At 61.3% G+C, this 26,483-nt stretch carries 23 protein-coding genes and 1 tRNA gene; 18 read left to right on the top strand and 6 right to left on the bottom strand.

The window, feature by feature from the left end; translation table 11 throughout:
- The first annotated feature begins 5 nt into the window (after positions 1-5).
- A complete protein-coding gene (locus J8C01_RS01960) occupies positions 6-908 on the top strand; it encodes a CDP-alcohol phosphatidyltransferase family protein (RefSeq protein ID WP_211432201.1) in 903 nt (300 codons plus the stop codon).
- Between the two features lie 16 nt (positions 909-924).
- A complete protein-coding gene (locus J8C01_RS01955; protein ID WP_014098898.1) occupies positions 925-1,650 on the top strand; it encodes an SIR2 family NAD-dependent protein deacylase in 726 nt (241 codons plus the stop codon).
- A 9-nt stretch (positions 1,651-1,659) separates the two neighbouring features.
- Here the strand turns inward: J8C01_RS01955 and lipA are convergent, their stop codons facing one another.
- Positions 1,660-2,679, bottom strand: coding sequence for a lipoyl synthase (lipA, locus tag J8C01_RS01950; protein ID WP_211432200.1), 1,020 nt, complete (start codon positions 2,677-2,679; stop codon positions 1,660-1,662).
- A 182-nt stretch (positions 2,680-2,861) separates the two neighbouring features.
- On the opposite strand from lipA, the gene bchD reads away from it, so the two are divergent.
- The 14 genes from bchD to J8C01_RS01880 all read left to right on the top strand — a co-directional run bounded on the left by bchD (position 2,862) and on the right by J8C01_RS01880 (position 17,774).
- On the top strand, positions 2,862-4,751 hold the full coding sequence (gene bchD, locus J8C01_RS01945; protein WP_014098896.1) for a magnesium chelatase ATPase subunit D: 1,890 nt from the start codon (positions 2,862-2,864) through the stop codon (positions 4,749-4,751).
- A gap of 156 nt (positions 4,752-4,907) precedes the next feature.
- Positions 4,908-6,008: a cyclic nucleotide-binding domain-containing protein gene (locus J8C01_RS01940; protein WP_211432199.1), complete on the top strand. Its 1,101-nt coding sequence runs from the start codon at positions 4,908-4,910 to the stop codon at positions 6,006-6,008.
- Between the two features lie 49 nt (positions 6,009-6,057).
- Positions 6,058-7,017, top strand: coding sequence for a UDP-glucuronic acid decarboxylase family protein (locus J8C01_RS01935; protein ID WP_211432198.1), 960 nt, complete (start codon positions 6,058-6,060; stop codon positions 7,015-7,017).
- Between the two features lie 116 nt (positions 7,018-7,133).
- A complete protein-coding gene (locus J8C01_RS01930) occupies positions 7,134-7,928 on the top strand; it encodes an SDR family NAD(P)-dependent oxidoreductase (RefSeq protein WP_211432197.1) in 795 nt (264 codons plus the stop codon).
- A complete protein-coding gene (gene tgt, locus J8C01_RS01925) occupies positions 7,925-9,067 on the top strand; it encodes a tRNA guanosine(34) transglycosylase Tgt (protein ID WP_014098892.1) in 1,143 nt (380 codons plus the stop codon). The genes J8C01_RS01930 and tgt overlap by 4 nt, the downstream gene beginning before the upstream one ends.
- A complete protein-coding gene (yajC, locus tag J8C01_RS01920; RefSeq protein ID WP_014098891.1) occupies positions 9,064-9,369 on the top strand; it encodes a preprotein translocase subunit YajC in 306 nt (101 codons plus the stop codon). Before tgt ends, yajC begins: the two co-directional genes overlap by 4 nt.
- A 16-nt stretch (positions 9,370-9,385) precedes the next feature.
- On the top strand, positions 9,386-10,429 hold the full coding sequence (locus tag J8C01_RS01915) for a TerC/Alx family metal homeostasis membrane protein (protein WP_211432196.1): 1,044 nt from the start codon (positions 9,386-9,388) through the stop codon (positions 10,427-10,429).
- A 248-nt stretch (positions 10,430-10,677) separates the two neighbouring features.
- Complete coding sequence (rplM, locus tag J8C01_RS01910) at positions 10,678-11,247, top strand: 50S ribosomal protein L13 (RefSeq protein WP_014098889.1); 570 nt, start codon at positions 10,678-10,680, stop codon at positions 11,245-11,247.
- A 123-nt stretch (positions 11,248-11,370) separates the two neighbouring features.
- Positions 11,371-11,760, top strand: coding sequence for a 30S ribosomal protein S9 (gene rpsI / locus J8C01_RS01905; RefSeq protein ID WP_014098888.1), 390 nt, complete (start codon positions 11,371-11,373; stop codon positions 11,758-11,760).
- Positions 11,761-11,962: 202 nt separating this feature from the next.
- Entirely contained in the window at positions 11,963-12,751 is a 789-nt protein-coding gene (gene rpsB / locus J8C01_RS01900; protein WP_014098887.1) for a 30S ribosomal protein S2, read from the top strand.
- Positions 12,752-12,821: 70 nt separating this feature from the next.
- Positions 12,822-13,490 (top strand): translation elongation factor Ts, encoded by a 669-nt coding sequence (tsf, locus tag J8C01_RS01895; protein WP_014098886.1) that lies wholly within the window; start codon positions 12,822-12,824, stop codon positions 13,488-13,490.
- 139 nt (positions 13,491-13,629) lie between these two features.
- Entirely contained in the window at positions 13,630-14,415 is a 786-nt protein-coding gene (gene pyrH, locus J8C01_RS01890; RefSeq protein ID WP_014098885.1) for a UMP kinase, read from the top strand.
- Between the two features lie 130 nt (positions 14,416-14,545).
- A complete protein-coding gene (frr, locus tag J8C01_RS01885) occupies positions 14,546-15,106 on the top strand; it encodes a ribosome recycling factor (RefSeq protein ID WP_014098884.1) in 561 nt (186 codons plus the stop codon).
- A 169-nt stretch (positions 15,107-15,275) separates the two neighbouring features.
- Positions 15,276-17,774, top strand: a complete 2,499-nt coding sequence (locus J8C01_RS01880) for a TonB-dependent receptor domain-containing protein (RefSeq protein ID WP_211432195.1) — start codon at positions 15,276-15,278, stop codon at positions 17,772-17,774.
- A gap of 51 nt (positions 17,775-17,825) precedes the next feature.
- Here J8C01_RS01880 and J8C01_RS01875 read toward each other — a convergent pair whose 3' ends face one another.
- Positions 17,826-19,253, bottom strand: a complete 1,428-nt coding sequence (locus J8C01_RS01875) for a cryptochrome/photolyase family protein (protein ID WP_211432194.1) — start codon at positions 19,251-19,253, stop codon at positions 17,826-17,828.
- A gap of 101 nt (positions 19,254-19,354) precedes the next feature.
- Here J8C01_RS01875 and J8C01_RS01870 point away from each other — a divergent pair, with 101 nt between their 5' ends.
- Both J8C01_RS01870 and J8C01_RS01865 read left to right on the top strand, forming a co-directional pair.
- Entirely contained in the window at positions 19,355-20,152 is a 798-nt protein-coding gene (locus J8C01_RS01870; protein WP_014098880.1) for a YIP1 family protein, read from the top strand.
- 47 nt (positions 20,153-20,199) lie between these two features.
- Positions 20,200-20,275 (top strand) — tRNA-Ile (locus tag J8C01_RS01865).
- A gap of 233 nt (positions 20,276-20,508) precedes the next feature.
- Here J8C01_RS01865 and J8C01_RS01860 read toward each other — a convergent pair.
- From J8C01_RS01860 to J8C01_RS01845, 4 genes are all read right to left on the bottom strand, one after another.
- Complete coding sequence (locus tag J8C01_RS01860) at positions 20,509-20,865, bottom strand: hypothetical protein (protein ID WP_211432193.1); 357 nt, start codon at positions 20,863-20,865, stop codon at positions 20,509-20,511.
- Between the two features lie 536 nt (positions 20,866-21,401).
- On the bottom strand, positions 21,402-21,938 hold the full coding sequence (locus J8C01_RS01855) for a hypothetical protein (RefSeq protein WP_211432192.1): 537 nt from the start codon (positions 21,936-21,938) through the stop codon (positions 21,402-21,404).
- Positions 21,939-21,960: 22 nt separating this feature from the next.
- Entirely contained in the window at positions 21,961-23,244 is a 1,284-nt protein-coding gene (locus tag J8C01_RS01850) for a hypothetical protein (protein ID WP_211432191.1), read from the bottom strand.
- Positions 23,241-26,438, bottom strand: a complete 3,198-nt coding sequence (locus tag J8C01_RS01845; protein ID WP_211432190.1) for a DUF927 domain-containing protein — start codon at positions 26,436-26,438, stop codon at positions 23,241-23,243. The genes J8C01_RS01850 and J8C01_RS01845 overlap by 4 nt, the downstream gene beginning before the upstream one ends.
- Between the last annotated feature and the right edge of the window lie 45 nt (positions 26,439-26,483).

The following is a 26,483-nucleotide window of genomic DNA, read 5'->3' as shown; positions in this document are numbered from 1 at the left end:
TCGCCATGAACCGTGAAGCTGAAGCCAAACATCGTCTCACCCGCCGCCGCCTGCGCAAAGGCGTGTATGTCCTGCCGAGCTTCATCACCTGCATCAACATCTACATGGGCTTTTATGCCGTGGTCGAAAGCCTGAAGGGCTACAAGTACGTGGCGCTCAACGACCCGGAAATGGCCACGCGGCACTTCGACATTGCGGCGCTGTGCATTGGCTGGTCGGTGCTGTGCGACTTTCTCGACGGACGCATTGCGCGCCTGATGCATGCCACGAGTGAGTTTGGCGTCCAGCTCGACAGCCTGGCCGACGTGCTCAGTTTTGGTATTGCTCCGGCGGTTCTGCTCTACACCTGGGGCTTTTCCGGCATTCCGGCGTTTCAGAAGCTGGCGTGGGGGGCGGCCTTTATTCACCTCATCTGCTGTGCGCTGCGTCTGGCGCGCTTCAACGTCCAGGCGACCAAACCCATCCCCGGCGACCCCAAAACCGCCAAACGCTTCTTTGTCGGTCTTCCCACCCCGGCGGCGGCTGGGCTGCTCGCCGCCATTGTGCACTTCACGCCGCTGCCGGTTGTGTATCAGGAAACCTACTACCGCCTCTTCGGGCAGGAATTCCTCATCACCCCGACGGAATGGGCCCTGGGGCTGTTCGTGCTGGCGATTACGCTGGCGCTGCTTATGGTCAGCACGTTGCGGTTCAACAGCTTCAAGGACCTGGGGCCATACGCCCGGCATCCGCAGATCGTACTGCTTTCCCTGGGACTGCTCATTTTTCTCGTCTATAACTACTCGCAATGGACGTTACTCATCCTGGCCATCATCTACGCCGGGCAGGGACCGGCTGGGAAACTGGCCAGCCTTTTCCGCCGCAAGACGGCTTCCGTTCCGACGCCCACTTCGGCCGAAACCCTCTAACCAACCACTTGCCCGTATGACCGACGACCAGCTCCAGCAAGCCCGTCAGTACCTTGCCGCCGCCAGGCGCGTTGTAGTGTTCACGGGAGCCGGCATTTCGGCCGAATCCGGCGTGCCGACCTTTCGTGGCAAAGATGCGACCTGGAAGGGGATGCCGGCCGCCGTTGCGTCTTCCATCGGACTGCTCGAACAGGACCTCACCACGGCCTGGGAGTGGTTTGACTACCGGCGGACGCTGCTCAAAACCGTCGTTCCCAACCCCGCGCACATCGCCGTTGCCCAGGCGGAAACGCGGTTTGAGGATTTTCTGGTGGTCACGCAAAACGTGGACGGCCTGCATCAGAAGGCCGGCAGCCAACGCATCATCGAGCTGCACGGCAACATCTGGCGGGGACGCGGGTTGCGTACGGGCAAACGCTATCCGCTGCCCGAAACGCCGCTGCCGACGCTGCCGCCCCGTGGCGACCACGACGAGCCGCTGCGCCCCGACGTTGTTCTCTTTGGTGAGATGCTTCCGGCCGGCGCGTTTGAGGAAGCTGAAATTGCAGCTTCCCGGTGTGATGTCTGCCTCGTCATCGGCACGTCCGGCGTGGTTTATCCGGCGGCACTCATTCCCTTTGCCGCGCGCGATGCCGGCGCAGCCGTTATCGAGGTCAACCCGGAGAGCACCGACCTGACGCCCCACATGACGCTCTCGCTGCGCGGCCGGGCCGGCGACATCGTGCCCCGGCTCTTTGGCTAGGCCCTGTGGCTAGGTCGTTCTTTCACGAGGAAGGGCACCGGGAAGGGTGTTTCCCGGCAGGTCCGGTGCTGATGCCGTTGACCGGCGGCGCGTCAACGGCACGAGTGTCGGCGGGGCTGCCAGCACAGGGGCATTCACTTCCGCAACCTGTTCGTGCGCGTGGTAAGAACTGCGCACCAGCGGGCCGGCTTCGACATGCCGGAACCCCATCGCCAGCCCAATCTGCCTGAGTTCGGCAAATTCATCCGGGTGGTAAAACTTCTCGACCGGCAGGTGACGGAGACTTGGCCGCAGATACTGCCCCAACGTCAGAATATCGCAGTCGTTCTCACGCAGATCGCGCATCGTTTCCAGCAGTTCATCCCGTGTCTCGCCCAGACCCAGCATGACGCCGGACTTCGTCAGCACGGGATAGTCTGCTGAACGCCAGGCGGCCGCCCGGCGCAGCAACTCCATCGAGCGGGCATAAATGGCATCGGGACGCACCCGCCGGTACAACGCCTTGACCGTTTCCGTGTTGTGGTTGAGCACATCGGGACGCGCTTCCATCACCACATCGAGGGCTTCCCAGTTGCCGCAGAAGTCCGGGATGAGCACTTCCACACGGCAGCCGGGGTTGTGACGCCGGACTTCCCGGATCGTCGCCGCAAAATGGTGCGCGCCGCCATCGGGCAGGTCATCGCGGTTCACCGAAGTGATGACCGCGTGGCGCAGGCCCAGCTTGCGGACGGCTTCGGCGACGTGGCGCGGCTCAGCGGGATCGAGCAGCCGGGGCGCACCCTTTGTCACGGCGCAGAAGCCACAGTGCCGCGTGCAGATGTCGCCCATGAGCATGAAGGTCGCCGTCCGGTTGGAGAAACACTCCCAGATGTTCGGGCAGCGCGCTTCCTGACACACGGTATTGAGGGAAAGATCGTCCACCATGTGGGCGACTTCCTGAAACCTGTCACGGGCATCCAGGCGGATTTTCAGCCACGCCGGTTTGCGTTCCGGGCGGAGATCACGGCGGGTAAAAGTACGGTCAGCCATAGTGATGCCATCTTAGAAACCGCCGGCCGCAGACTCAAGTCACCAAACCCGTCACGGCCCAGCCGCCGAAGCCTTGGCCGGGCAGCCTTTTGGTGTAAGTTGAATCCGTAGCTGCACCATCCGCCCGGCCGCCTGCCATCCTCTTACGCAGTCACATCCGTTCCGGCCCCTGACACTGCACCATGATGTCTTACGCCCAAACCAGCCCTTCCCTTCAGCTCGTCACGCTGCCCTTTGTCGCTGTCGTCGGCCATGCTCCGGTCAAGCGCGCGCTGCTGCTGCTGGCCATTGAACCCCGGCTGCGCGGCGTCGCCTTTGCCGCTCCGGCCGGCAGTGCCAAGTCGGTTCTGGCGCGCGGTTTTGCCCAGATTGTCCCCGACGTGGACGGCCGGCGCCCGCCGTTCGTCATCCTGCCCGGCAACATCAGTGAAGACCGCCTTTTTGGCGGCCTCGACCTCGAAGCCACGCTCGCCGGCGGCCGGCGACGCTTCGCGCCGGGTATTCTGGCGCAAGCCCACGGCGGCTACGTCTTTGCCGACAACCTCAATCTGCTGCCGACCCAGGTGGAAAACGCCCTGCTGACCTGCCTCGACGAAGGCTGCCTGCGCGTCGAACGGGAAGGCGTCTCGCTGACCTTGCCCGCGGACTTCGGGCTGATTGCGGCCTTCAATCCGGGTGACGGCCCCGTACGCTGGCACATCCTCGACCGGCTGGGCCTCATCGTGGCCGCCTCGCGCCAGTCTGACCTCGAAACCCGGCAGAAAGTCATCGAAACCGTGGCGGCCTTCGAGCGTGACCCGGAAGCCCTGCAGATGCTTTACGCCGAAGAAACCACGCTGCTTCGGAATCTCCTGACTGATGCACGGCAGCGGTTGCCGCAGGTCACGCTGGGCGATGAAACCCTGCACTGGCTCTGCGCGCGTGCGGCGGCGCTGGGCACCGTCGGGCAGCGGGCAGAATACTTTGCCACGCTGGCGGCCCGGGCCAATGCCGCACTCGAAGGACGGACCGCGGTCAATGAAGACGACTGCCGGACAGCCGAGTTTTTCGTCCTGCTGCCGCGCGCCACACAGCGTCCCGAAAGCGAACCCGAACCACCACCGCCGCCGCCACCGCCTTCGGAAAGCTCGGAAGACGAGCCGGAACCGCCCTCACCGCCGGAGGAACTCGAAGACCTGGCGCTGGTTTTCGACGCCGAAGAAGCGGCCCTCGACGCCGACTTCGACTTTTTTGCCAAAAAGGCGCGGCTGGGGCGCTACGGGAAACGCTCCGAGCGCGACAACTTTCAATCCGGGCGGCACGTCCGCTCCGTGCCGGGCGAACCCTCGCGGGGGCGCGTCGCCATTGAAGCCACGCTGCGTCAGGCCGCACCGCACCAGCCGGCCCGCCGCCAGAAGCTGCTCGCCAACGGACAGACACCCGACCGGATACTGCTCAAAAAAGACGACGTCCGGCTCAAGAAACTCCGCCAGCGCACCGGCGCACTCATCGTCTTCATCGTGGATGCTTCCGGGAGCATGGCTGCCAACCGTATGGGACAGGCCAAAGGGGCTGTCGTCGAACTGCTGCGCCAGTCCTACGTCAACCGGGACAAAGTTGCCCTCATTGGCTGCTATGGCAACGAAAGCCGGGTGCTGCTGGCTCCGACACAAAGCGTCGAAGCGGCCAAGCGCCAGCTCGAAACCCTGCCGACCGGCGGAGCCACGCCGCTCAACGATGCACTCCGGCGGGCACAGGCGCTCATCGAGGAAGTCCGGCGCACCGGGGCCTACACCGAGGCGCTTGTCATTGTCATCGGCGACGGACGCGGCAACGTCCCGGCCCGGACGCCCGAACCGGACGGGAACCTTTCCCGCGCCGATGCTATCCGGCGTGAACTGGAAGACCTGGCGCGGGTATATGCCGCCAGTAACATCCGCCTCGTGGTCTTCGACACTCAAAACCGCTTTGTCTCACGTGGCGAAGCCAGACAGCTCGCAGAGCTGTTTGGCGGGCGATACATCTACCTGCCGCGCCTGTCGGCGGCCGGCATCACCGATGCGGTCAAGCAGGAACTGCGCCGGTCGTCCTGATTTCACGCTTTGGGTTCTGCCCTCCAGGTGGGGTATTGACCTCAAAATGCGCCACCTGGAACGGGCAGGCCGCTGTGGCACTGTTCGCCACGGGCGGCATCGTGCACAATAGGCCGTACCGAGCCATTCCGTCTGATTCCGGGTTGCGACGCGCCTATGTCTTCTCCAGAACCACGTTCGTCACCGCCGGAATTTTCGTTCTTGCGGGAATGCGAATTGTTTTCGACGCTTTCCGACCTGACGTTGCAGGCGCTGTTCCTGCGCGGGCAGGTCGTTGTTTTTGAACCCGGCGAGGATGTTTTCCACATTGGCGACCCGGCCGATTACCTGTATGTCATCAAATCAGGGGTCGTGGAGATTCGCCGTCCGGCAATGGAAGGCTCGGCAGAGCTGACGCCGGTGGCCTACGTGGCAGCCGGGGACGTGATCGGCGAAGTCGCCATGTTCACCCGCTCCAATCGTGCTTCGGCAGCGCGCATGCCCGGCGGCGGTGAAATTTTCCGCATCTCGCGTGACAACTTTCACTCGGTTGTGGCCGGCTTCCCGGAACTCGCACTGCGGCTGTGCTTTACCTTTGCCCAGCGGCTCGAATCCACTGTGCGCAACATGCGCAAGGAACGCCAGCGCCAGTTGGGCGGAAACCTCAAGTTTTTCGACCTGCCGACGGTCATCCAGACCATCATCAGCTCCGGCATGACCGGCACGCTGCGCGTGGACGACCCGCTGGGCATCACCCTGGCCGAAATCTACTTTGACAATGGACACCTGTGCCGTTCCGTCATGGGCCATCTGACCGGCAGCGAAGCCTTTTTCCAGCTCTTTCAGCCGCCACCGACGGAAGGCACATTCGAGTTCAAAGGCGGTGAGCGGGAAGTGGCGGAAGGCGCCACATGTGACATTCTTCTGCCCGGCATGACGATGCTGATGGAAGCCGTCCGCATGCAGGATGAGATCGGGGCGCTGCGGCGCCAGTTTCCGGCCAACCAGCGGTATCGCCCTCTGGACGACGACCTGCGCTGGGAAGGCGACGAGAACCTGCTGCCCATCGCCTATGACATCTGGTATCGCCTGCATGCCGGAGAGCCGACGGTACGCGAGCTGCTCGACAGCATACCGGCGTCCCACTACACAGTACTTTCCATTCTGAATCACCTTCTGGAAACGATGCAGATCAGCGCCCACCAGCCGGATTCCAGGGCGTTGACCAACATCTCCGACATCAGCCAACACCCCCTTCCCGGACTGGACACTCCCTGAGACCCCGCACCAAATCCTTTACCAATGAATACTTTAGACTACACCACTTATGACCGAGCGAATTCTTGTCACTGGCGGGGCCGGCTTCATCGGCACACATCTCTGCAAACGACTTTTGGATGAAGGTCACGAAGTCATCTGTCTTGACAACTTCTACACGGGCCAACGCGCCAATATCCGGCCGCATCTTTCCCACCCGCGCTTTGAGCTGATACGCCACGATGTCATCGAGCCAATCCGGCTTGAAGTCACGCAAATCTACCATCTCGCCTGCCCGGCTTCGCCCGTCCACTATCAGGCGAATGCCATTCAGACCGTCAAAACCAGTGTTCTGGGGACGCTCAACATGCTGGGGCTGGCCAAACGGGTTGGCGCGCGTTTTCTGCTCGCCTCAACTTCGGAAGTCTATGGCGATCCGCTCGTGCATCCGCAGCGTGAGGACTACTGGGGCAACGTCAATCCCATTGGGCCGCGAAGCTGCTACGACGAAGGCAAGCGCGTCGCCGAAACGCTGACGATGGACTACCACCGCCAGCACCACGTGGATGTGCGGATCGTGCGGATTTTCAACACCTACGGCCCGAACATGCTCGAAAACGACGGGCGCGTGGTCAGCAACTTCATCTGCCAGGCGCTGCGGGAGGAACCTCTGACCGTCTATGGCGACGGCTCGCAGACCCGTTCCTTCTGCTACGTGGATGATCTCGTGGAAGGCATTGTCCGTATGATGCAGGCCGAAGCATTTACGGGACCGGTCAACCTCGGCAACCCGGATGAGTTCACAGTTGCTGAACTGGCACAGAAGGTGCTGGCCAAGACGGGTTCGGCGTCGCCCATCGTGCATCGCCCGCTGCCGGAAAACGATCCGCAGCGCCGGTGTCCCGACATCACCCTGGCCGGTGAACGCCTGAACTGGGCGCCGCACATCCCGCTTGATGTCGGCCTTGACCGGACGATTGCCTACTTCCGTCAGGTGCTTGCCGAGCCGGCCGGTCCTGCGGCCCACTGACGGGGCAGCAGCGACGGTCCCGAAAGCAGGCATTCCTCTTTGACAAGCGACCCGCGAGCAGGCATATCGCACAGGCTCAAACCGGGAGACTCTGACTTGCTGGAAGGATATTCAACATGGAAACGTGGGCGGGCAAAACGGTACTCATTACCGGCGCCTCAGTTGGGATAGGAGAAGCCTTTGCCCGGCGCTTTGCGCGGGAAAAAGCCAACCTGATGCTGGTGGCGCGGCGGGAAGACAAGCTCCAGCGCCTGGCCGCCGAGTTGGCCAAGCAGCACAGCATCACCGTGGATGTGCTGGCCAAAGACCTCAGCCTGCCGGAAGCAGCCGGGGAAGTCTTTGAGGAAACCGAACGGCTGAACCTCCAGGTGGATGGTCTCATCAACAACGCCGGCTTTGGCATTGGAGGGCGGTTTGTGGAAACCGACCTCAAGCGCAACCTGGAGATGCTTCAGCTCAACATTGTCACCCTGACCGAGCTGACCCATCGCTACCTGCCGGGAATGCTGGCGCGCCGGCAGGGCGTTGTTGTCAACGTGGCCTCGACGGCCGCCTTCCAGGCAGTGCCCTATCTGGGCGCTTATGCGGCCACGAAGGCCTATGTGCTGAGCTTTTCCGAGGCGTTGCACGAGGAATGCCGGGACCAGGGCGTGCTCGTCATGGCGCTGTGTCCGGGGGCCACGGCAACGGAGTTTTTCGACACGGCGCAGGTCGCCGAAGGCACGGCCCGCGACATGCTCCGCCGCGCCCAAACGCCGGAAGAAGTCGTTGAAGCCGCCTTTGCCGGCATCCGCCGGCGAAGCAGTTCCGTCGTTTCGGGCCTGGCCAACAGCCTGCTGTCGCAGGCGACGCGGTTTGTGCCACGCGACATTGCCGCCCGCATTGCCGGCAACATCATGAAAGCGCGATGAGTCTGCGCTTTGAGCTACTGGCCAGTGATGCCGGGACGGCAGCGCGGCGGGGGCGGATTACGACGACCCGCAGCGTCATTGAAACGCCGGTGTTTATGCCCGTCGGGACGGCAGCCACCGTCAAGGCGCTCACCCAAGACATGCTCGAAGCCCTGGATGCGCGCATCATTCTGGCCAACACCTATCACCTGTTTTTGCGCCCCGGGCACGAGGTCATCCGGGAACTGGGCGGTCTGCACCGCTTTATGAGCTGGCCGCGCTCGATCCTCACCGACAGCGGCGGCTATCAGGTGTTCTCGCTGGGTGAGTTGCGTACCATCAGCGAGGAAGGCGTCACCTTTCGGTCCCACCTTGACGGCACACGGTTGCTGTTGTCGCCGGAAGTCTCCATGGAGGTTCAGATCGCGCTTGGCTCCGACATCGTCATGGCCTTCGATGAGTGCCCGCCCTATCCGGCTTCGCCTGAACAGGTGCGGCACTCGCTTGAACTGACCGAACGCTGGGCGCGGCGGTGCCGGACGTACTTCGACACCCACGCCGACCGGGAGCGCCAGTCGCTGTTTGGCATTGTGCAGGGCAGCGTGTACCCGGAACTGCGCGCCCGTTCCCTGGAGGGACTGCTGGAGATTGGCTTTGAGGGCTACGCCATCGGCGGCCTCAGCGTTGGCGAGGAAAAACACCTGATGTACGACACGACGGAGTTCATCGCGCCGCGCCTGCCGGCGGACAAGCCCCGCTACCTGATGGGCGTAGGGACGCCAGCCGACCTGGTTGAATCCGTGGCGCGCGGGGTGGACATGTTCGACTGCGTCATGCCCACACGCCACGCGCGCAACGGCACGGTGTTCACCACGACCGGCCGGCTCAACCTGCGCAATGCGCGCTACGTCCGTGATGAGCAACCGCTTGACCCGGACTGCACCTGTGCGGTCTGCCGGCGGTACTCGCGGGCCTATCTGGCGCACCTGCTGCGGACGGGAGAAATTCTCGCCTCCATCTTGGCAACCTATCACAACGTGCATCACTATCTTGACCTGATGCGGCAGATTCGGCACGCTCTGGAACGGGCCGAGTTCAGCCGCTTCCGGGCTGACTTCCACCGTCGGCAGCTTTCATCCGAGGAGTCTCTTTCAACATGAACATCGTCCTGGCACAGGGTGGTGGAGGAAGTTTTCTCATCCAGCTTGTTCCGATTCTGGCGATGGTCGCCATTTTTTACTTTCTGGTGATCCGTCCCCAGCAGAAACGCCAGAAAGAACTCGAAACCATGCGCAACAACCTCAAGAACGGCGACCGGGTTGTTACCGAAGGCGGGATTTACGGAACCGTGGCCGGCATCAACGAGAAAGAAAACACTCTGCACCTGCTCGTCGCGCCGTCGGTCAAAATTGAGTTTTCCAGAAATGCCATCATCGGCCTGCGTGACCAGCCCAACAAGTAATGAAAGCTGACCTTCAATGCAGCCCCACCTGGCGTCGGCGGCCACCACCCATCCGGTTCATTTTGTTGTTTTCATTACGCTTGTTATCGGCTTTCTCTGGGTTGATCTGGCTTCCGGCAAAACGGACCGGCCGGTTTCAATGCTCAAAGCAGCCACCTGGTCGGGCATCTGGGTGGCGGTCTCGCTGGCTTTTGCCGGCTATGTAGCCTCGATTCGTGGCACGGACGACGCCATCCTGTTTCTGACGGCTTATGCCCTCGAAAAATCCCTGGCCGTAGATAACCTCTTCGTCTTTCTGGCGATTTTTTCCGCCTTTGCCATTCCAGAGTATCTGCACCACCGGATTCTGTACTGGGGCATCATTGGTGCGCTGATTTTCCGTGCCATTTTCATCGGACTGGGCGTTGGCCTGCTGTTTGGTGCGCGGGCGCTGGGGGCGCTGACCATCTTCGGCTGGCATATCGAACTCCAGCGCGTGGTCTTTTTTGGTTTCGGCCTGGTCATTCTGTGGTCGGTGTATGCCCTCTTTCGCGCCGGGCAGAAGGACACGACCGAAGAGGAAACGGACTACACCAACCACTGGGCTGTCCGCTTTCTGCGCCAGTTTTTTCCCAACCGGATTGCGACACAACTCGACCGTGGTCGCTTGCTGACCAGGGTCACAGATGGGCAGGGGCGGCACTACCATGCGCTGACTCCGGCCTTTCTGTGCCTGCTGGTGATTGAGGCCTCGGACATCATGTTTGCCTTCGACAGCGTACCGGCGATTTTTGCGGTCACGCAGGACCCGTTTCTGGTCTATACAAGCAATATCTTTGCCGTGCTTGGTTTGCGCTCGATGTATTTTTTGGTGGCGGCAGCCAAGCGCATGCTTGTTCACCTCGACAAAGCTGTGTTTGTCATTCTTCTTTTCATCGGCATCAAGATGCTGGCGCTGGCCTTTGACTGGTTTCACCTGCCGCCGCTGGTCAGCCTGAGCGTTGTTCTGGGTCTGCTGGCGCTGGGTGTCGGGGCTTCCCTGCTGGACAGGCACAAGCGGGTCAGCGGGGAGACTTCCTAGGCAGGGGGGCTTGGCAGTCTGCCACACCGTTCCCGGCACATTGTCCGTTTGCTCCGGGTTCGTCTGTTCAGGAACGTCCGCCCTTGACAGCTCAGCCGGGAGTTGCGTAGTCTAGTCGTTCGCTTTGCTTCCGGTAGTGGAGCGTCCCAAGGGACGGCTGTGCGTGCTGCCCAGTCAGTCACCTGCGCAGATGCCAAACTGGATGACAAAGGGTATGAGGTTGCTGTGAGGAGCACATTCAAGCTGTCATGAGTGAACCGACATCCGAGACAACGCAGGCGGCAGCATCCGCTGAGTCCACCCCCACGGCGGGCAATTCGCCGAAAACGGCTGTCCGTCGCCGCCCACACAAGGCGTACACCGGGCAGACCTTCGTGCCCAAGGGCCCGTTGCCCGAACCGGCGCGCAAGTGGTTTCTCGTGGATGCCACAGGGCTGACCGTCGGACGGTTGGCATCGCAGATTGCTCCAATTCTGATGGGCAAGCACCATCCGCGGTACACGACCTTTATGGACATGGGCGATGGTGTGATTGTCATCAACGCCGAGAAGGTTGTTTTCCGGGGTGATAAGTGGAATCAGAAACTTTACCGGCGGCACACTGGCTACCCCGGCGGCTTGCGGGAAATCAGAGCCAAAGACCTGCTGGCCAGGTTTCCGACCCGGATTTTGCAGCACGCCATTGTCGGGATGCTGCCGAAGACGAAGCTCGGCCGCCAGATGGCCAAAAAGCTCCGCATCTACGCCGGTCCGAACCATCCACACCAGGCACAGCGCCCGGAACCGCTGGTGCTCGATACCCTGCGCGCCAAGAGGTGAGCCCTGTTGGGCAACTTTCCGGTGTGACCGAAGGCGGTCGTGCAGAAAGCAGGCAGAAAGCAGAAGGATGGAAGGTCAACGACGATTGTGATTTGAAATTGATGAGGTAAGTCAAGCGTGGGGATGCTCATTCAATACTACGGGACAGGTCGCCGCAAAACCGCTACGGCGCGGGTCTATCTGCGTCCCGGTGACGGGAATATCACAGTTAACAAACGCACCTTTGAAGGTTACTTTCCAAGTGAAACCCTGCGGATGCTTATCCGCCAACCGCTTCAGGTTACGGAGACGCTGGGCAAGTTCGATGTCCTGGTCAGCGTTTCCGGCGGCGGTCTGTCTGGCCAGGCCGGCGCCATTCGGCACGGGATTGCGCGGGCGCTGCTCCATTTCAATGTCGAGTTGCGCCGCCGCCTGAAGAAAGCCGGCTTTCTGACGCGCGACCCTCGCATGAAAGAACGCAAGAAGTACGGGCAAAAAGGTGCGCGCAAGCGCTTCCAGTTCTCGAAGCGGTAAGCTGAAGCGGTAAGCTACAGCCAGTCTGTGGCCGGTTGCGTCGGCCCCGACAACTGATAGGGATATTTCATTGCCACGCAGCGGGTGTGTTCCGATGGCTGCCTCAAGGTCAGCCGGAGGCGTGTGTGGCGAGTACACAAACCATCCACAACAAGCCAGAGGCTTGTAAGAAAGGCGGTCGTGAGTGGCAGTTGCAGTCACTATGAAGGAATTGCTCGAAGCTGGAGTTCACTTCGGGCATCAGGTACGGCGGTGGAATCCGAAGATGAAGGAGTACATCTTCGGTGAACGCAATGGCATTTACATCATCGATCTCCAGAAGACCCAGCGTTTGCTGCGCGAGGCTGTCCGGTTTATCGCGCAAACGGCGGCTGAGGGCGGGACAGTACTTTTCGTTGGGACGAAACGCCAGGCGCAGGACGCCATCGCGGAGGAAGCCACCCGGTGCGGCATGCCGTATGTCAACCAGCGGTGGCTGGGCGGTCTGCTGACCAACTTCCAGACCATCCAGCGTTCGATGAAGCGCATGCGTGAGCTGGAAGTGATGCGTACAGATGGGCACTACCAGTCCCTGACCAAAAAGGAAATCCTGCGCATCGAGAAAGAGTATGCCAGGCTCGAACGAAACTTTTCGGGTATCCGCACAATGAACCGCCTGCCCAAGGCACTTTTCGTCATTGACACCAAGAAAGAAGAAATCGCCATCGCTGAAGCCAACCGCCTGGGAATTCCAGTCGTCGCCCTGGTGGATACAAACTGTTCCCCGCTTGGGGTTGACTATGTCATCCCAGGCAACGACGATGCATTGCGCTCGGTGCGCCTCATCAGTGCCAAAATCGCCGATGCGGTCATCGAAGGTCGCACCATGGGAATCGAAAAGGGAGACGGCGGCAAGGTCGAGATGGGCGGTGCCGATGCCCCGGCTCCTGGCGGGACAACAACCACCACGCCGACTTCTGTCGTATCGGCGGCTGAAGCGGTGCCAGCCTGAAGTCATCCGGTGGGCGACTGACGGTCTAGCGGATGGTTGCCACCGACATTTCTGTTGAGGGGAAGCATTCATGGCAGATGTGAGCGCAGCAGCAGTCAAAGCTCTCCGGGAAAAAACCGGAGCCGGCATGATGGAATGCAAAAAAGCCCTGGAAGAAGCCCAGGGTAATGAAGAAAAAGCCATCACCATTTTGCGTGAACGCAACAAGCACATTGCAGGCAAGAAGGAATCACGGGTAGCGGCCGAAGGCTTGGTTGAAGCTTACATCCACACCGGCGGCCGCATTGGTGTTTTGGTCGAAGTCAACTGTGAAACGGATTTCGTTGCCCGCAGCGAAGACTTCAAGGAGTTCGTGCGCGACATTGCCCTGCAAATCTGCGCGCTCAACGCCGAGTATGTTTCAGCCGAGGAAATTCCGGCGGAAGTGCTTGAAAAAGAGCGTGAAATAGCACGGGCACAGGTCGCCGCTGACCCCAAGACGGCAAATAAGCCAGCCCACATTATCGAAAACATCATTGAAAGCCGGCTTGGAAAGTTTCGCGCGGAGACCTGCCTGCTCGAACAGCCCTTCGTCAAGGATCAGAGCATTACCATCGGGGAACTGCTCAAACAACTCATCGCCAAAACAGGTGAAAACATCCGCATTCGCCGCTTTGTACGCTTCAAGCTGGGCGAAGGTATCGAAAAGAAATCCGACGACTTCGCCAGTGAAGTGGCCGCAATGATGGCCAAACAATGACCCCCGACGCCCCATCCCGGATGGGGCGTTTTGCTTGTATGCCCGGTATTCCCCTGCCCACCCATGATCCGTGCCGCTGGATGTTTGCGGCCAGGTGCTTTTCCCGACAATCTCAATAGAACCGCCTTTTGGAGCCAGTATGAACCCTACGCCAGCCGTATCCTCTCCCGCGCCAGGAACACCGACGCCGGTTTACAAACGTGTCCTGCTCAAACTGAGTGGAGAGTTTCTTGAAGGGCGACGCGGGTTTGGTATTGATCCGCTCACTGTTCAGGAAGTTGCCGAGCAGGTGCGCGATGTCCACCAACTCGGAGTCCAACTCGCATTGGTCGTTGGGGGTGGGAACATTGTTCGTGGGGCTGAGGCCAGCGCTGCCGGGATGGACCGCGCTTCAGCCGATTACATGGGGATGCTCGCCACGGTCATCAACAGTCTGGCGCTGCAAAACGCCATCGAACAGCTCGGCGTTGCCACACGGGTTGTTTCAGCCATCGAGATGCGGCAGGTGGCGGAACCCTTTATCCCACGGCGTGCCGTGCGCCACCTCGAAAAGGGACGGGTTGTCATTTTTGCTGCCGGCACTGGCAGTCCCTTCTTCACCACGGACAGCACAGCGGCGCTCCGCGCCTGTGAAATCAAGGCGGATGTCCTGCTGAAAGCCACCAAGGTGGATGGCGTCTATACGGCCGACCCGACGAAGGACGCCACGGCACGCCGGTACAGCCATGTGACGTACCAGCAGGTGCTGGAACAGAGCCTCAACGTCATGGACGCTTCCGCCATTGCGCTGTGTAAGGACAACCACCTGCCCATCATCGTTTTCGACCTGCTGACCAAGGGCAACATCTACCGCGTCGTCACCGGCGAGTCTATCGGTACCCTGGTCAGTGCCACACCGCCGACGGCAGCGGCCTGTGCTTCATAGGTAGCCACAGACTGTGGGACACTGCCCGTAAAAGCCCTGACGGTCCAGCCCTCAACAGCAGGTTTCCCACGCAGGCAATGCACACGGGCTTCTGTCAGGTAACATTCGTGATTTGGAACGAGGAATCGGCATGACCATTCAAGACATCTTGAAAGAAGCGACAGCGCGCATGGAAACCACACTCGAAGATGCCCGCCGGCGGTTCAGCTCGATTCGAACTGGACGCGCCTCGGTGAATCTGCTCGATGGCATCCAAGTCGAGTCATACGGCACGGTGATGCCGCTCAACCAGCTTGCCAACATCAGCGCCCCGGAAGCCGCTCTCATCACTATTCAACCCTGGGACACCTCCCTGCTGGGCGCCATTGAGCGCGCCATTCAGTCCTCTGACCTTGGTATCACCCCATCCAACGATGGCAAGATCATCCGCCTCCCGATTCCACCGCTGACGGAAGAACGCCGGAAACAGTTGGCACGCACCGTCCGCGATACGGCGGAAGAACACCGGGCGGGACTACGCAACATCCGCCGGGATGCCAACGAAGAGGTCAAAAAGCTGCTCAAGGAAAAACTCATCTCGGAAGACGAGCACAAAGTCGCCCTGGAACAAATCCAGAAACAGACCGACGCCTTCACCCAGAAGCTCAACGACCTGGCCAAAGCCAAGGAAGAAGAACTCATGCGCGTCTAACCTGTCCCCGCGCAGGCCTGCGATGCACCGGGAACAGGCACGTCCCGGTGTTGGCTTCTTTTTTATTGAAAATGATTATCATTTTATCTACATTGGAGCACACCATAAGGACCAGACGCTGCTCCGGCCCTTGGCGTAGCAGCACAACCAATGTTTGAGGAATGGCACAATGAACCACTTCGCCCTATGTATCCGGCCGGCACGCCCCTGGCAGTCGGGCGTCCGCCGGTACTTCCTGCTCCAGCTTTCCCTGATCAGTTCAATCATCCTGACTTCCATCGGCTTCACGGCGGCTCAAACGCCCCCGACAACCTCGACAACGACGCAGCCGGCCATTGCCGGGCGCGCCGTGACAGTAGCCGATGCGCCTGTGGCAGGCGCTACCGTGCGGCTGCGGGGGCTGACCGCCGGCATCGTCCAGACGGCTCAAACCGATGCCAACGGCGAATTCCGGTTTGACCAGTTGACGCCCGGTGACTACGAAATCACCGTCACAGGCGAGCAGTACCAGGCAGGTACGAAAATCGTCAAAGTCAGCGGCAGTGAAGTCACTTCCGTCACCGTTTCGCTTGATATTTCGCCGCTGGCGGAAAACATCATCGTCAGCATCAACAGCATCGTCGGGACGAGCGAATCCCTCAACCGTATCCCCGGCACGGTGGACATTCTCGACGAGCGTACCTTGCAGCTCAGCCGGGTCTTCAACGCCAACGAGGCGCTGCGCAAGCTGCCCGGCATCCACGTCCGGGACGAGGAAGGCTTCGGCCTCCGCCCCAACATCGGCATCCGTGGCCTCAATCCGACGCGCTCGACGAAGGTACTGCTGCTTGAAGACGGGCTGCCGCTGGCCTTTGCGCCCTACGGCGACAATGCCTCCTACTACCATCCGCCTATCGAACGCTTTGAAACCATTGAAGTGGTCAAAGGATCGGGACAGATTCTCTACGGCCCGGTTACGGTTGGCGGCGTCATCAACTACATCACACCTAATCCGCCAGATACGCCGAGTGGGTCGCTCCTGCTCGTGGGCGGCAACCGTGACTACTTCAACGGACTCATCACCTACGGGTGGAAACTCGGAAACACGGGCTTTCTTCTTGATTTCATGCGCAAGCAGGGTGAAGGGGCGCGGGACAACACGCGCAGCGGCATCTATGACTTCAACTTCAAGTCGGTTTCCACCTTCGGCGCGCGGCAGGTCTTGACGTTCAAGGCCAACTACTACGATGAAGACTCGCGTGTGACCTATTCGGGACTGCGCCTTGACGAATACCAGGCCAATCCACGCCAGAATCCGTTTCGCAACGATGCCACGGATTTCAGACGGTTCGGGGCCGCTGCCGTGCACAGCTTTGTCGTCAACCAGAACATCCTGCTGACGACGAGCCTCTACGGCTCGACGTTCGACCGGGCCTGGTGGCGGCAGTCAAGCAACTCGGCCCAGCGCCCCAATCGCATTGGCGTTGGCGGCTGCCGTGGCATGATCGATCTCTTTACGACGTGCGGCAACGAAGGGCGGGTACGTAGCTACTACACCTTCGGCGTCACGCCACAGGTGCGCGCCAGCTTTGGATTCGGGCGGCTGCGCAATGAGCTGGACACCGGCTTTCGCTATCACCGCGAGAACCAGGAGCGGCGGCAAATCAACGGCTCGACGCCAACGGCGCGTACCGGCGTCACGGTCGAAAACAACTTTCGCGGCAACGATGCCTTTTCCGGCTACATCCAGAATCGCTTCATCTTCGGCAACCTGACCGTGACGCCCGGTGTGCGGGTGGAGCGGGTTTCCTTTGTGCGGGCCAACCGTCTGGCCAACAACGGGCTGGGCGCACGGGGTGAAGTCGTCCTGACGCAGGTGGTGCCGGGCATTGGCGCCTCGTACAACATCCAGCAGCGGGCGACCATTTTTGCCGGCATTCACCGGGGATTTGCCCCGCCGCGCACGGAAGACATCATCTCCAACACGGGCGGCGTCGTTGATCTCGACCCGGAGCTGAGCTGGAACACGGAAGTTGGCATCCGCAGCGTTCCGGTGCAGGGTATCCGCCTCGACGCTTCCTACTTCCGCATGGACTTCTCGAACCAGATTGTGCCGGCCAGTCTGGCCGGCGGCGTTGGCGCGACACTGACCAACGGCGGCAGGACGCTTCACCAGGGGTTGGAACTTTTTGGCCGGATTGATAGCGGACTGCTGTTCAAGTCGGCACACAACGTCTTTGCACGGATCAACTACACGTTTGTCGGCGATGCCCGTTTCGAGGGGCGCCGCTTCAGCAGTGTTTCGGGCTTTGGCAATGTGCTGGTGACGGGAAACCGGATTCCCTACACACCCCGCCACATGTTCACCGGCGCTTTCGGGTATGCCCATCCCAAAGGCTTTGACGTGCAGATGGAAGCCGTCCACGTCGGGGAACAGTTTGGCGATGACCTCAACCTGCGCCCGACCTCACCGGTGAACCCGGCCGTGTTTGCCAACGGACAGCTTGGCTTGCTTCCGGCTTACACCATCTGGAATGCCACGGCCAACTACCGGGTCGAGCAGTGGCGGACAACCTTCTTCATCACGGCGAAAAACCTTACCGACCGGCTCTACATTGCCGACCGGGTGCGGGGCATCCTGCCCGGGCCACCACGGCTGGTGCAGGCCGGCTTCCGGTTGAACTTCTAGGTTTTTCCGAATCCGGGCAGAACGGCCGGGCAGGTGTCGCCGCCCACGTCCTCACCTGCCCGGCCTTTTTTCCGGGCTGGTGAAGCGTCCGAACATGGTCAGTGCCTTGGCGCGCTGGCGGCCGTGGTCAACCAGTGGCGCCGGGTAGTCCACGCCGATAACGCAGCGAAAAGCCCGCTGTACGTCTGGTGGCATCCGGGAAGGCTCGTGAATCCAGCGGTCTGGCACGGCGCGCAGTTCCGGCACATACTGCCGAACATAGGCCCCAGTGGGGTCAAATTTTTTCCCTTGGGCGGTCGGATTGAAAATGCGGAAGTACGGCTGGGCATCGGTGCCAGTTGAAGCCGCCCACTGCCAGCCGCCGTTGTTGGCCGCCAGATCGCCATCCACGAGATGTTTCATAAAGTGCCGCTCGCCCCATCGCCAGTCAATGAGCAGGTCTTTGGTCAGAAAGGACGCCACAATCATGCGCGCCCGATTGTGCATCCAGCCGGTTGTAAGCAGTTGGCGCATGGCGGCATCCACGATTGGAAAACCGGTCTTGCCCTGACACCAGAGGTCAAACCAGGACGCATTGTTTTCCCAAGCCAGGTCATCGTAGGCGCGCCGGAACGCACCAGTTTCCACGTAAGGAAAATGAAACAGAATCTGGCGGTAAAAGTCGCGCCAGATGAGTTCGGCAATCCAGCTTTCCATGCCGGGCGAGCCTTCCGGGACAGCTTCCCGCGCCGCCCAGTAGGCGCGGCGTGGTGACAGACAGCCAAACCGCAGATAGGGCGATAGTCGGGATGTGCCATCAGCGGAAAGAACATCGCGTTCGGTGGCATAGCGGGCCAGCCCGTTTTGTATGAAGCCCTGTAACCGTGCTTGAGCTGAGGTTTCTCCGCCCGGCGGTGGACTGACTGAGGTAGCAAAACCAAGGTCTTTCAGCGATGGCCAGGGGTCGCTTGGCACATCGGCCGGCGTCCTGAGCATCGCCGGCGCCAGGCGGGGACGTGGGATAGGCTGCGCCAGAACCGCCTGCCTGTAGGGTGTAAAGACCGTGTAGGGTGTTCCGGCCTTGGTTCTGACGGCCTCCGGTGCGGTGAGTCCGCCATCGTCGAAGCCTTCGACGGCGCACCGTCCTTCCAGATGCGCCCGCACACGGGCATCCCGCGCCAGGGCGAATGGTTCCACATCACGGTTGAAATAAACGGCGCTGGCGGCCGTTTCCGTGACGAGCTGCGCCAGCACATGCTCCGGCCGGCCACGGCGGAGAAGCAATCGGCTGCCGCGCGCGCGCAGGTTTTCATCCAGGTTGCGGAGGCTTTCCAGCAAAAACGCCACGCGCACGGCGCCAGTGTCAGGACGGGACAGGATGGCGTCATCAAAAATGAACACCGGAACAACTTCTTCCGCCGCAGCGTAAGCCGCCAGCAAAGCCGTGTTATCGTCCAGGCGCAGGTCGCGCCGAAACCAACAGAGAATGCGTTTGGTCATGGTGTCGTCGGTGGATGGGGGAACAACACTCTGGCAGAAGCCACTTGTCGCACGCCGTGGCTTGCGAAACAAAACGCACGTCCAAAGGAGCACGTCCGAGCATGCAGGATGCCAATGAACTTTCTCCCGGCGCAGAGGCACAACCGGTTTCCACCACGGTCTGGCAACGGCTGAAGGGCATGTTTTTCACGCCTGGCGCTGTGTTTGCAGCGCTGCGCCGCCAGCCTGAGTTTCTGGCCCCGATGCTGGTCATGGCGCTGCTGACAGCCGGGTTTTCGGTGTTTTTCAGTGTTTGGGTCAAGGTTGATCCCAAAGAAGTTGCCCGCCGGGCCATTGAGCGCCAGCTCGAAAGTCAGGGCAAGCGGTGGCCTGATCTTTCCGATGCTGAACAGCGCCAGTTTGAGCAGGACATTGAATTCAGCGCCGGGCTTCAGCGTTTTGCTCCGGTCATCGGGATAGGTGTTAGCGTCCTGGCGACCTTGGCGCTGGCGGGAGTGTACTACTTGGGCATGCTGCTTGTGCGCGGGCAGGCCACGTTCCGGCAGGTGCTCTCCGTCACCGCTTACGCCACCTATGCCACGGAGAGCGTCCAGTACGTGCTCAACATCCTCATCATCCTCCTGCGTCCGCCGGATGTTGAACAGATTCTCAAGGCGCGGGGTAGTTTCGTCATCAGCAATCCGGCACCGCTGCTTCCTGAATCCTTGCCGGGCTGGATGCTCGCGGCAGTGCGTTGGGTGGATGTCTTTTCCCTGTGGTTCATCGGGCTGATGGCCATCGGGCTGGCGGCAGTTGCCTACAAGAAAACACCGCTGCAGATGGCCATCATTCCCGGCAGTTTGTGGCTGCTGGGGCTGCTCGGTTCGGTGATGTTTGCACTGGTGACCGGCGGGAAGTGAATGACTTGCCGGGGTTGGCGGCACGGGTTACGATTTTGCCCTGGTGTGGGACTTTAGCTCAACGGTCAGAGCAGCGGACTCATAATCCGTTGGTTGCAGGTTCGAGTCCTGCAAGTCCCACCAATAAAATCAATAGCTTACGGGGCACTCAAAGGCAGCAAACGCAGTCGCAGCCAAACGATGTAGCCACTATGTAGCCGGTTTTGGGAAATCGGGCGGGTTTCCGTCCGTCCGTCAGGGGTGATTTCCGCCCTGTAGCCGGCGCACCAGGGCTTCGGCACGGCGCAAAAGAAAAACGGCGCAAAAGAAAAGCCGGCATCGCTGCCGGCTGTGGGGTCAGGGTCGGAGTGCCGGGGTCACGCGGTTTCGGCTTCGAGTGCCAGGGCTTCGGCACGAGTCAGACACCGGACGCTCCGCACATCTTCATTCAGCACGCGCACCCGTGGGTCATTGGCGCCGAAGAAATCCTCGTAGCCGTCCACTTCAATCACCTGCACGAACGGCGCCGTGCCGTCCCAGTCCAGCTCGTCCAGGTAGCGCAAACCGACTACCGCCTCGAAGCCGTCCAGTTCCACTTCGCGCCAGCTAACCGGCACCTGGATGGTGCGCCCGCCCCATGACTCGTGGGGCACGGTCACTTCCTCTTCCCAGGCGAAGGCTTCGGGCAGGTCAGTCGTGCATTCGTAAACAGGTCGGTAAACCACAGTAGCCATCGTCGTCCTCCCGGCGTTTTCGGGCCGCCCGCGCCCTTATGTTGCCTTACAGACTGGCAAACGCCCGTGCCCGGCGTCAATCCGGCGTGCGGATAACAGGCTGTGTCCACCGCGTGACCGCGTGTGTCCAGTCTCCTGGACACGGCTAAACTGCACACGGGCAAGGGCTTATGCGGGCTGTGTCCATGTGTCCACGAATTTCGCGCATAGGGGGGGTATATATACGCATGATGCATGCACATCACTGACACAATTCCTTTTCAGCATTACGCCAGACATGCCCCATTGCACCTCCCGCTTACACTGCACGCTTCGCTTATAAGGCTATATTTCTAATTTTCTGGATTTTTGGACACACCACAGGTAAGCCGTTGGCAGTCAATGGTTTGGGTGTGTCCAGCGGTTTGGACACAAGTGGACACACTGGACACAGAGGGCAAAACAAAAACCGGCATTGCTGCCGGCTGTAGGTTTTGGGTGCTCCGGGATGGGCCGGGTGGAAAAGTCCGGGCCGGACTGCCTGCCTGCCGGGGTTATCAGGGCACTTCGCCCGCGCCGTTTGCGCCCGGCTCCATCACCCCGTAGCTCCGTTCGATGACGATTTCCGTCTTGCCCGTGGCGTCATCCAGCCCGTAACTGACGCGCTCCATCCGTTGCAGGTTGGTCAACGTCTCGCTGGAAATCTTTGCCGCCTTGAGCGTCTCGAAGGCCAGCCGCTTTTCGTCCAGCGTCTCCGCCGCCCGGTGAGCTTCCAGCCCGCGCCAGAGCAGTTCCCGCACCTGTTCGGCTTCCGCCTGATGACGCCGGATAACGTCCGCCGCCAGTTCCGCCGCCGTGTCAATCGCCGCCGCCCTTTTTTCCGGGTCGGTGATGGCTGTGCCGGTGACTTGCTCCATGGCTTTGCGCCGCACCAGTTCCGCCGCGTCCGTCCCATCGCCCCAACCTTCGGCTTTGGCGCGCCGGACAATGGCTGCCTTGTCAATGCCGTACCGGGATGCCAGCAGCCCGAAGCTCAATCCGGCTTCCCGTTCCGCACGAATCTGCGCCCATGTGTCACGCGATAGTCTTGGCATAGCTTGTTACCTCGTCAGTCGGTTATGCCACAGCGCACGGCTGTGCGCCGTCTGTAATCGTCTCTGGCGCGTTCTGCGCCGGGGTGGTGTGGGTTGGGTTGTCCAGCAGCGCCAGAATCTCGATAAAGGCTTCCAGCTTCGAGACGGCCATAGGCAGGCTTTCACGCGCTTCCTGTTCGAGCTTGTCCAGGTAGCCAAGCAGCCACGCACTGGCTGTGCTTCGGCGCGCTTCCTGCAACCGCCATTGGAAGGCGGCTTCGGGGTTGCCGGCAACGAACACGGCTGCCAGCCACAGCCACGTCGGGCTGGTACGTGCGTCAATATAGCCTTCCAGCCCTTCGCCTGCTCCCGGCGGGTTGCTGACGGCTTTGCGCGCCAGCTTCGCCAAGTAGCAGCGTGCGACAGGTTCCGTCTCTGCCCTGAAAGCGGCTTCGATGCGTTCGAGTATCGCCTTCCGCCCCCCGGTGTCCCCCCGTACCAGCCGCTTGCCGTCCGGGTCACTGGCAACGTCGTCCAGCGCCCAACTCATGTGCAGCGCCGCCAGCCGGTTCAGGAAGTCTCCGGGAGTGCCGGGTTGCAGGTAGGCTTCGAGTTCCTGACGCACAGACTCCACCGGGTACTTGTGGCTGTCCCGGCGTAGCTGTTCGAGAAACATCCGTAGCGCCGGGTCGGTTTCCATCGCCAGGCAGCCGTCAATCCGCGCCTGCAACCGCGCCGCGTCATCCGGCTGGCTGGCTGCTTTGTCAGGCTGTGTACTTTGCATTGTAGTGCCTTTGGGCGCATTCTGTGGCGCGTCTGAAGGTAAAGTGTCAACCGCCGGTTCAGCGTGCGTCTGCGCCCGTCTGGATGCGCCCGAAGTGTCCGTCCGGGTTGGGCTGGCGGGCTGGCAGGCGTGCGCCGGGGTTGACGGTGACGTGCCGGACGCCCTGCTGGACGCCTTGCCGGACGCCTGGCGTAGCAGGTTGGCGATGCTTCCTTCCACGTCCGGCTCGAACGGCTCGAAGCGTGACTTCGCCGCCGGTGACGATTCACCCGCCGGGAATGCGCCGGCGTCCGCTTTGCCAGGCAGTGTACTTTGCGCTGTAATGCCGCAAGGCGCGTCTTGCGTCATGGCTGTGCAGGTTGGGCCGTCCGGCGCGTCATGGCGCGTTTGCGTTGGTTCTGGCGCGCTGGATTGCCGCGCATCCGCTTCGCCGGGCTGTGTACTTTGCCCTGTAATGCCGCCAGACGCATTCTGCGTTGCGGCTGTATGGTTTGCGTCATCCCGAAAGAAATCAAACAGAATGCCTGTGCCAATGACTTTCATTCGTCACCCCCTAGCTTTTCCAGCGCTTCATCCAGCGCCTTGTCTGGTATGCAGAAAAGACGCTTGTATCTCTTGCCCAGGCGTACGGTCACGGTATCCCGCCCGCCGCTTGTTTTCAGCACATTCAAGTCTGTCAGCGTCTTTCTGGCGAGTTCGAGGCCAAATCCACGCACCGCGTCCTTGAGGCCTTGGCGAGTGAACAGGTATTCCCGCCCGCCATCTGTATCCTCGCCATCTGTATCCTCGCCATCTGTATCGCGATCTGTATCGCGGTAGTAACCTGCCCGGTCATACACGACTGCATCCCCGCTGCATTCGCTGAACCTCGAATCGCCATGCTTGTCAATGAAGTCGCGCAGCCGGCGCAGTATGTCCACCTGCTCGAAGTCGGTCTGTGTCGGACGGCTCTGTGCCCACAGCCGGAAACAGTAACGCGCCGCGTCAAATGCCGTCCCCCGCTGCCAGCCAGTGATGCCATACCGGGTTGCCATTTCGCCGGCCAGACCAACCAACGCCACTGAAGCCAGCACGCGGCTGGCTTGTGCCCCCACCGGCACGCCGTCGCTTTCAACCGCCCTGCGCAGACGGGCAACGCACTCGCTTAGTTCCGAGTCCAGCTTGCTTATATCATCGCAAACAAGCCGTTCCAGGAATGCCCGGATAGGCGTGCCGTAGTACCGACGGACAGCCTGGCGCAGGGTATCAGCAAGGGTTTCGCCCGACTTGTAGCCGTGCAGCTCCGTAAACGCGCCGTACCGTTCTTCTGCCGGGATTTCAATAAACCGCACAACCTGCCCGGCGTTGACGCTGCGTTTGTCCTTGTCCATCGCCAGCAGGGTTTCCATCGTCTTTTCGCCGGTCGAAAGCGCCGCCACCCGCCAGCGTTGCGTTGGCGCCGCCCCCACGCCGTGCTCGTACACCGTGGCGCGTTGCTTGGCTGCGCCATTAGCCAGTGTGTACACCGCGTGGTCGAGTACCTTCGCGTCCACCTGTCCGATTTCGTCCAGCGCCAGAAAGCCGTCACAGTGCACCAGCGCCCGCTGTTCCAGCCCGTTGGCTGTGGCGCGCCAGGTCGTCACCAGCGCTTGCGGCCCGACAACCGAGTTTGCCGCCAGCAGGCAGGTTGTCTTGCCGGTTGTGCTACGCCCCACAAGCTGCACCAGCACGGCGTTGTGCCCAACCCACCGAAGCAGCGGCCCGGCAAAGGCTAGCGAGATTGAAAACGCCAGCAGGGGGTTGCCCACTGCCAGCGCTGCAACCGACTTCTGCCAGTCCGCAAGCCCCCCGGCGGTCAACGGCTCGTCCGTGGGGCGCAGTCCGGTGAACGATATGGTTGTGCCCTCCCCCATCGTTGTGTCCGGCAGCACGTACTGTTTGTCGTGCCAGCCGGTACGCTCTGTGGTGTATTCCCGCCGGGCTGAGGGCTGTTGCAGGTATTCCTCCAGCCACGCCCTAGCGTCCTTACTGTGGGTTTCCAATATGGCGCCCTTGGCTAGCAGGATTTTGCGATAGTCCCGCGTGGAAGCCAGCGTTTCGCGTGGTAGCACCACTTCGTGCCAAGCGTTCCCGTCGTAAACGTTCAGCCTTACGCCTTGGTCACCGTCGGGCCACTTGATGGTGCGTGCCACCGGTCGTATCGGGCTGCACAGCCAGGTTTCCGTTTCGATGCCACAGTGATAGACGCCTGCCTTGTATTCCTGTTCGCCAATGACCGCCGGCTCTTCGAGCAGCCAGTAGCACGGGCGTTCGTCCAGTCCTGGCCGGACGGGTTGCGACAGGATGCTCTCGACATCAACCTGCCGGCGCACAGCGTCCAGACCTTCCACCAGCGCCAGGTCATTGAAGTCGGTGTCCTTTTCGCCGCGCTCCACTGACCAAAGCGGAACGACAACCACCGCCCCGACAGAGCAGGCTGCCTTTTCGGCTTTGGTGACCCCGGGGTTGCCGGCGGTCTTCCAATCATCGTCAGCGCAGAAAACCAGTTTTTGCCCTGGGAACTTCTCCCGCAGGGCGCGCGCCGCCGGCAGCAGGTTGCCGCAATTCATCGCCGCCGCAACCGGTAACCCGGTAGCCTCGTGCAGCGTTGCGCCCGTTGCCCATCCCTCGCAGACAAGGATAGCCTTGCCGCGCTCAAAATCCTCGCGCGTGCCGAACGGATGAAACAGCCCGGAGACGCGCCCGCCCTTGAGAAACCGCTTTCCGCCGTCCGGCTGGATAAGCTGAAGGTTCCATATTTGCCACTCGGCATCGCGTAGCGGAACGAACAGCACGTCGGAGAGTCCGCCCCATCCGGTGCGCGCACTGTATGGCTGAACGTTTTTGCGTTGCAGGTAGGGGTTGTCGGTGGTAGCAGCCCTTGACCGCCGCCACAGACGCTCCGCCTTGCCCTTTGCTACCAGGTGCCTTGCCTGTTCTTCCCGTTGCTGCGCCTCCCTGATCTGGCGTAGTTCCCGGTCGAAAGCTTCCTTCTCCCCGGACGTGGACGGTTCCCGGGAGTGCCATTCGTGGCGCTCACCGGTACGCCAGTCGCCAAACTCGATGAAGTACGATTCCTTCCCCCTCCCGTACTTCACCCGCGTGACACGGGCCCACCCGGATAGACTACTTCCGGTCGTCTTGAAGCGAATCGGGGTTTTCCCTGTCTCGTACAGCTTCTCCGGGGCGCCGCCCAGCGTTTCACGGATAAGGTGCAGCGCGAAGCCCAGCGGGTCTTCGTGACTCCACGGCACAGATTTTTTATCCGGCTTGCTGTCCGGCGCGGCTGTGTCCGCCGCCTTGCCGGAGTCGTCTGGCGCGGCTTTCCGGGGCGCCTTGCCGGTGCGCTTGCTGGTGTGTTCTGGCGTGGCTTTCCGGGGTGATTTGCCGGCGCGCTTGCCGGTGTGTTTTGGCGCGGCTTTTTTAGCCGGCTTGCCAGGCTTTTCCGGCGCAGGGTTTTCCGGCGGCAGTCCTGCCGGTGCGGTTACCGGGGCTTTCGGGGCGCGCCCGCTTTTCCGCGCCCTGCCGGTTTCTGTCTTGCGCGGCCCGTCGTGGCGCAGCAGTTCCGTCGTGGGCGCCCCGTTGAGACTGGACGCTCCCGCCCGCGCCACACGCCGTCCGCGCGTCTTTTTCCGCGGCCCGTCATCCGGCAAAGGCCCTGCCTGAACGGGTTGGGGTTGTCCGTGCAGAGAATCCTGTGTAGTATTCAACTCAAACATTTTTTCCTCCATTAGCGGCCCGATACGGCGCGTATCCGTACCGGG

Origin of the sequence: Chloracidobacterium sp. D (assembly GCF_018304685.1) — a bacterium.
Lineage (GTDB): Bacteria > Acidobacteriota > Blastocatellia > Chloracidobacteriales > Chloracidobacteriaceae > Chloracidobacterium > Chloracidobacterium thermophilum.
The sequence above is the reverse complement of the archived record's forward strand: the minus strand, read 5'-3'. Positions and strand labels throughout refer to the sequence as shown.

What these genes read in the sequence shown, in the direction of transcription:
- J8C01_RS01960 (WP_211432201.1), top strand. Translation starts at nt 6, where the DNA reads ATGAACCGTGAAGCTGAAGCCAAACATCGTCTCACCCGCCGCCGCCTG.
- J8C01_RS01955 (WP_014098898.1), top strand. Translation starts at nt 925, where the DNA reads ATGACCGACGACCAGCTCCAGCAAGCCCGTCAGTACCTTGCCGCCGCC.
- lipA (WP_211432200.1), bottom strand. Translation starts at nt 2,679, where the DNA reads ATGGCTGACCGTACTTTTACCCGCCGTGATCTCCGCCCGGAACGCAAA.
- bchD (WP_014098896.1), top strand. Translation starts at nt 2,862, where the DNA reads ATGATGTCTTACGCCCAAACCAGCCCTTCCCTTCAGCTCGTCACGCTG.
- J8C01_RS01940 (WP_211432199.1), top strand. Translation starts at nt 4,908, where the DNA reads ATGTCTTCTCCAGAACCACGTTCGTCACCGCCGGAATTTTCGTTCTTG.
- J8C01_RS01935 (WP_211432198.1), top strand. Translation starts at nt 6,058, where the DNA reads ATGACCGAGCGAATTCTTGTCACTGGCGGGGCCGGCTTCATCGGCACA.
- J8C01_RS01930 (WP_211432197.1), top strand. Translation starts at nt 7,134, where the DNA reads ATGGAAACGTGGGCGGGCAAAACGGTACTCATTACCGGCGCCTCAGTT.
- tgt (WP_014098892.1), top strand. Translation starts at nt 7,925, where the DNA reads ATGAGTCTGCGCTTTGAGCTACTGGCCAGTGATGCCGGGACGGCAGCG.
- yajC (WP_014098891.1), top strand. Translation starts at nt 9,064, where the DNA reads ATGAACATCGTCCTGGCACAGGGTGGTGGAGGAAGTTTTCTCATCCAG.
- J8C01_RS01915 (WP_211432196.1), top strand. Translation starts at nt 9,386, where the DNA reads ATGCAGCCCCACCTGGCGTCGGCGGCCACCACCCATCCGGTTCATTTT.
- rplM (WP_014098889.1), top strand. Translation starts at nt 10,678, where the DNA reads ATGAGTGAACCGACATCCGAGACAACGCAGGCGGCAGCATCCGCTGAG.
- rpsI (WP_014098888.1), top strand. Translation starts at nt 11,371, where the DNA reads ATGCTCATTCAATACTACGGGACAGGTCGCCGCAAAACCGCTACGGCG.
- rpsB (WP_014098887.1), top strand. Translation starts at nt 11,963, where the DNA reads ATGAAGGAATTGCTCGAAGCTGGAGTTCACTTCGGGCATCAGGTACGG.
- tsf (WP_014098886.1), top strand. Translation starts at nt 12,822, where the DNA reads ATGGCAGATGTGAGCGCAGCAGCAGTCAAAGCTCTCCGGGAAAAAACC.
- pyrH (WP_014098885.1), top strand. Translation starts at nt 13,630, where the DNA reads ATGAACCCTACGCCAGCCGTATCCTCTCCCGCGCCAGGAACACCGACG.
- frr (WP_014098884.1), top strand. Translation starts at nt 14,546, where the DNA reads ATGACCATTCAAGACATCTTGAAAGAAGCGACAGCGCGCATGGAAACC.
- J8C01_RS01880 (WP_211432195.1), top strand. Translation starts at nt 15,276, where the DNA reads ATGAACCACTTCGCCCTATGTATCCGGCCGGCACGCCCCTGGCAGTCG.
- J8C01_RS01875 (WP_211432194.1), bottom strand. Translation starts at nt 19,253, where the DNA reads ATGACCAAACGCATTCTCTGTTGGTTTCGGCGCGACCTGCGCCTGGAC.
- J8C01_RS01870 (WP_014098880.1), top strand. Translation starts at nt 19,355, where the DNA reads ATGCAGGATGCCAATGAACTTTCTCCCGGCGCAGAGGCACAACCGGTT.
- J8C01_RS01860 (WP_211432193.1), bottom strand. Translation starts at nt 20,865, where the DNA reads ATGGCTACTGTGGTTTACCGACCTGTTTACGAATGCACGACTGACCTG.
- J8C01_RS01855 (WP_211432192.1), bottom strand. Translation starts at nt 21,938, where the DNA reads ATGCCAAGACTATCGCGTGACACATGGGCGCAGATTCGTGCGGAACGG.
- J8C01_RS01850 (WP_211432191.1), bottom strand. Translation starts at nt 23,244, where the DNA reads ATGAAAGTCATTGGCACAGGCATTCTGTTTGATTTCTTTCGGGATGAC.
- J8C01_RS01845 (WP_211432190.1), bottom strand. Translation starts at nt 26,438, where the DNA reads ATGTTTGAGTTGAATACTACACAGGATTCTCTGCACGGACAACCCCAA.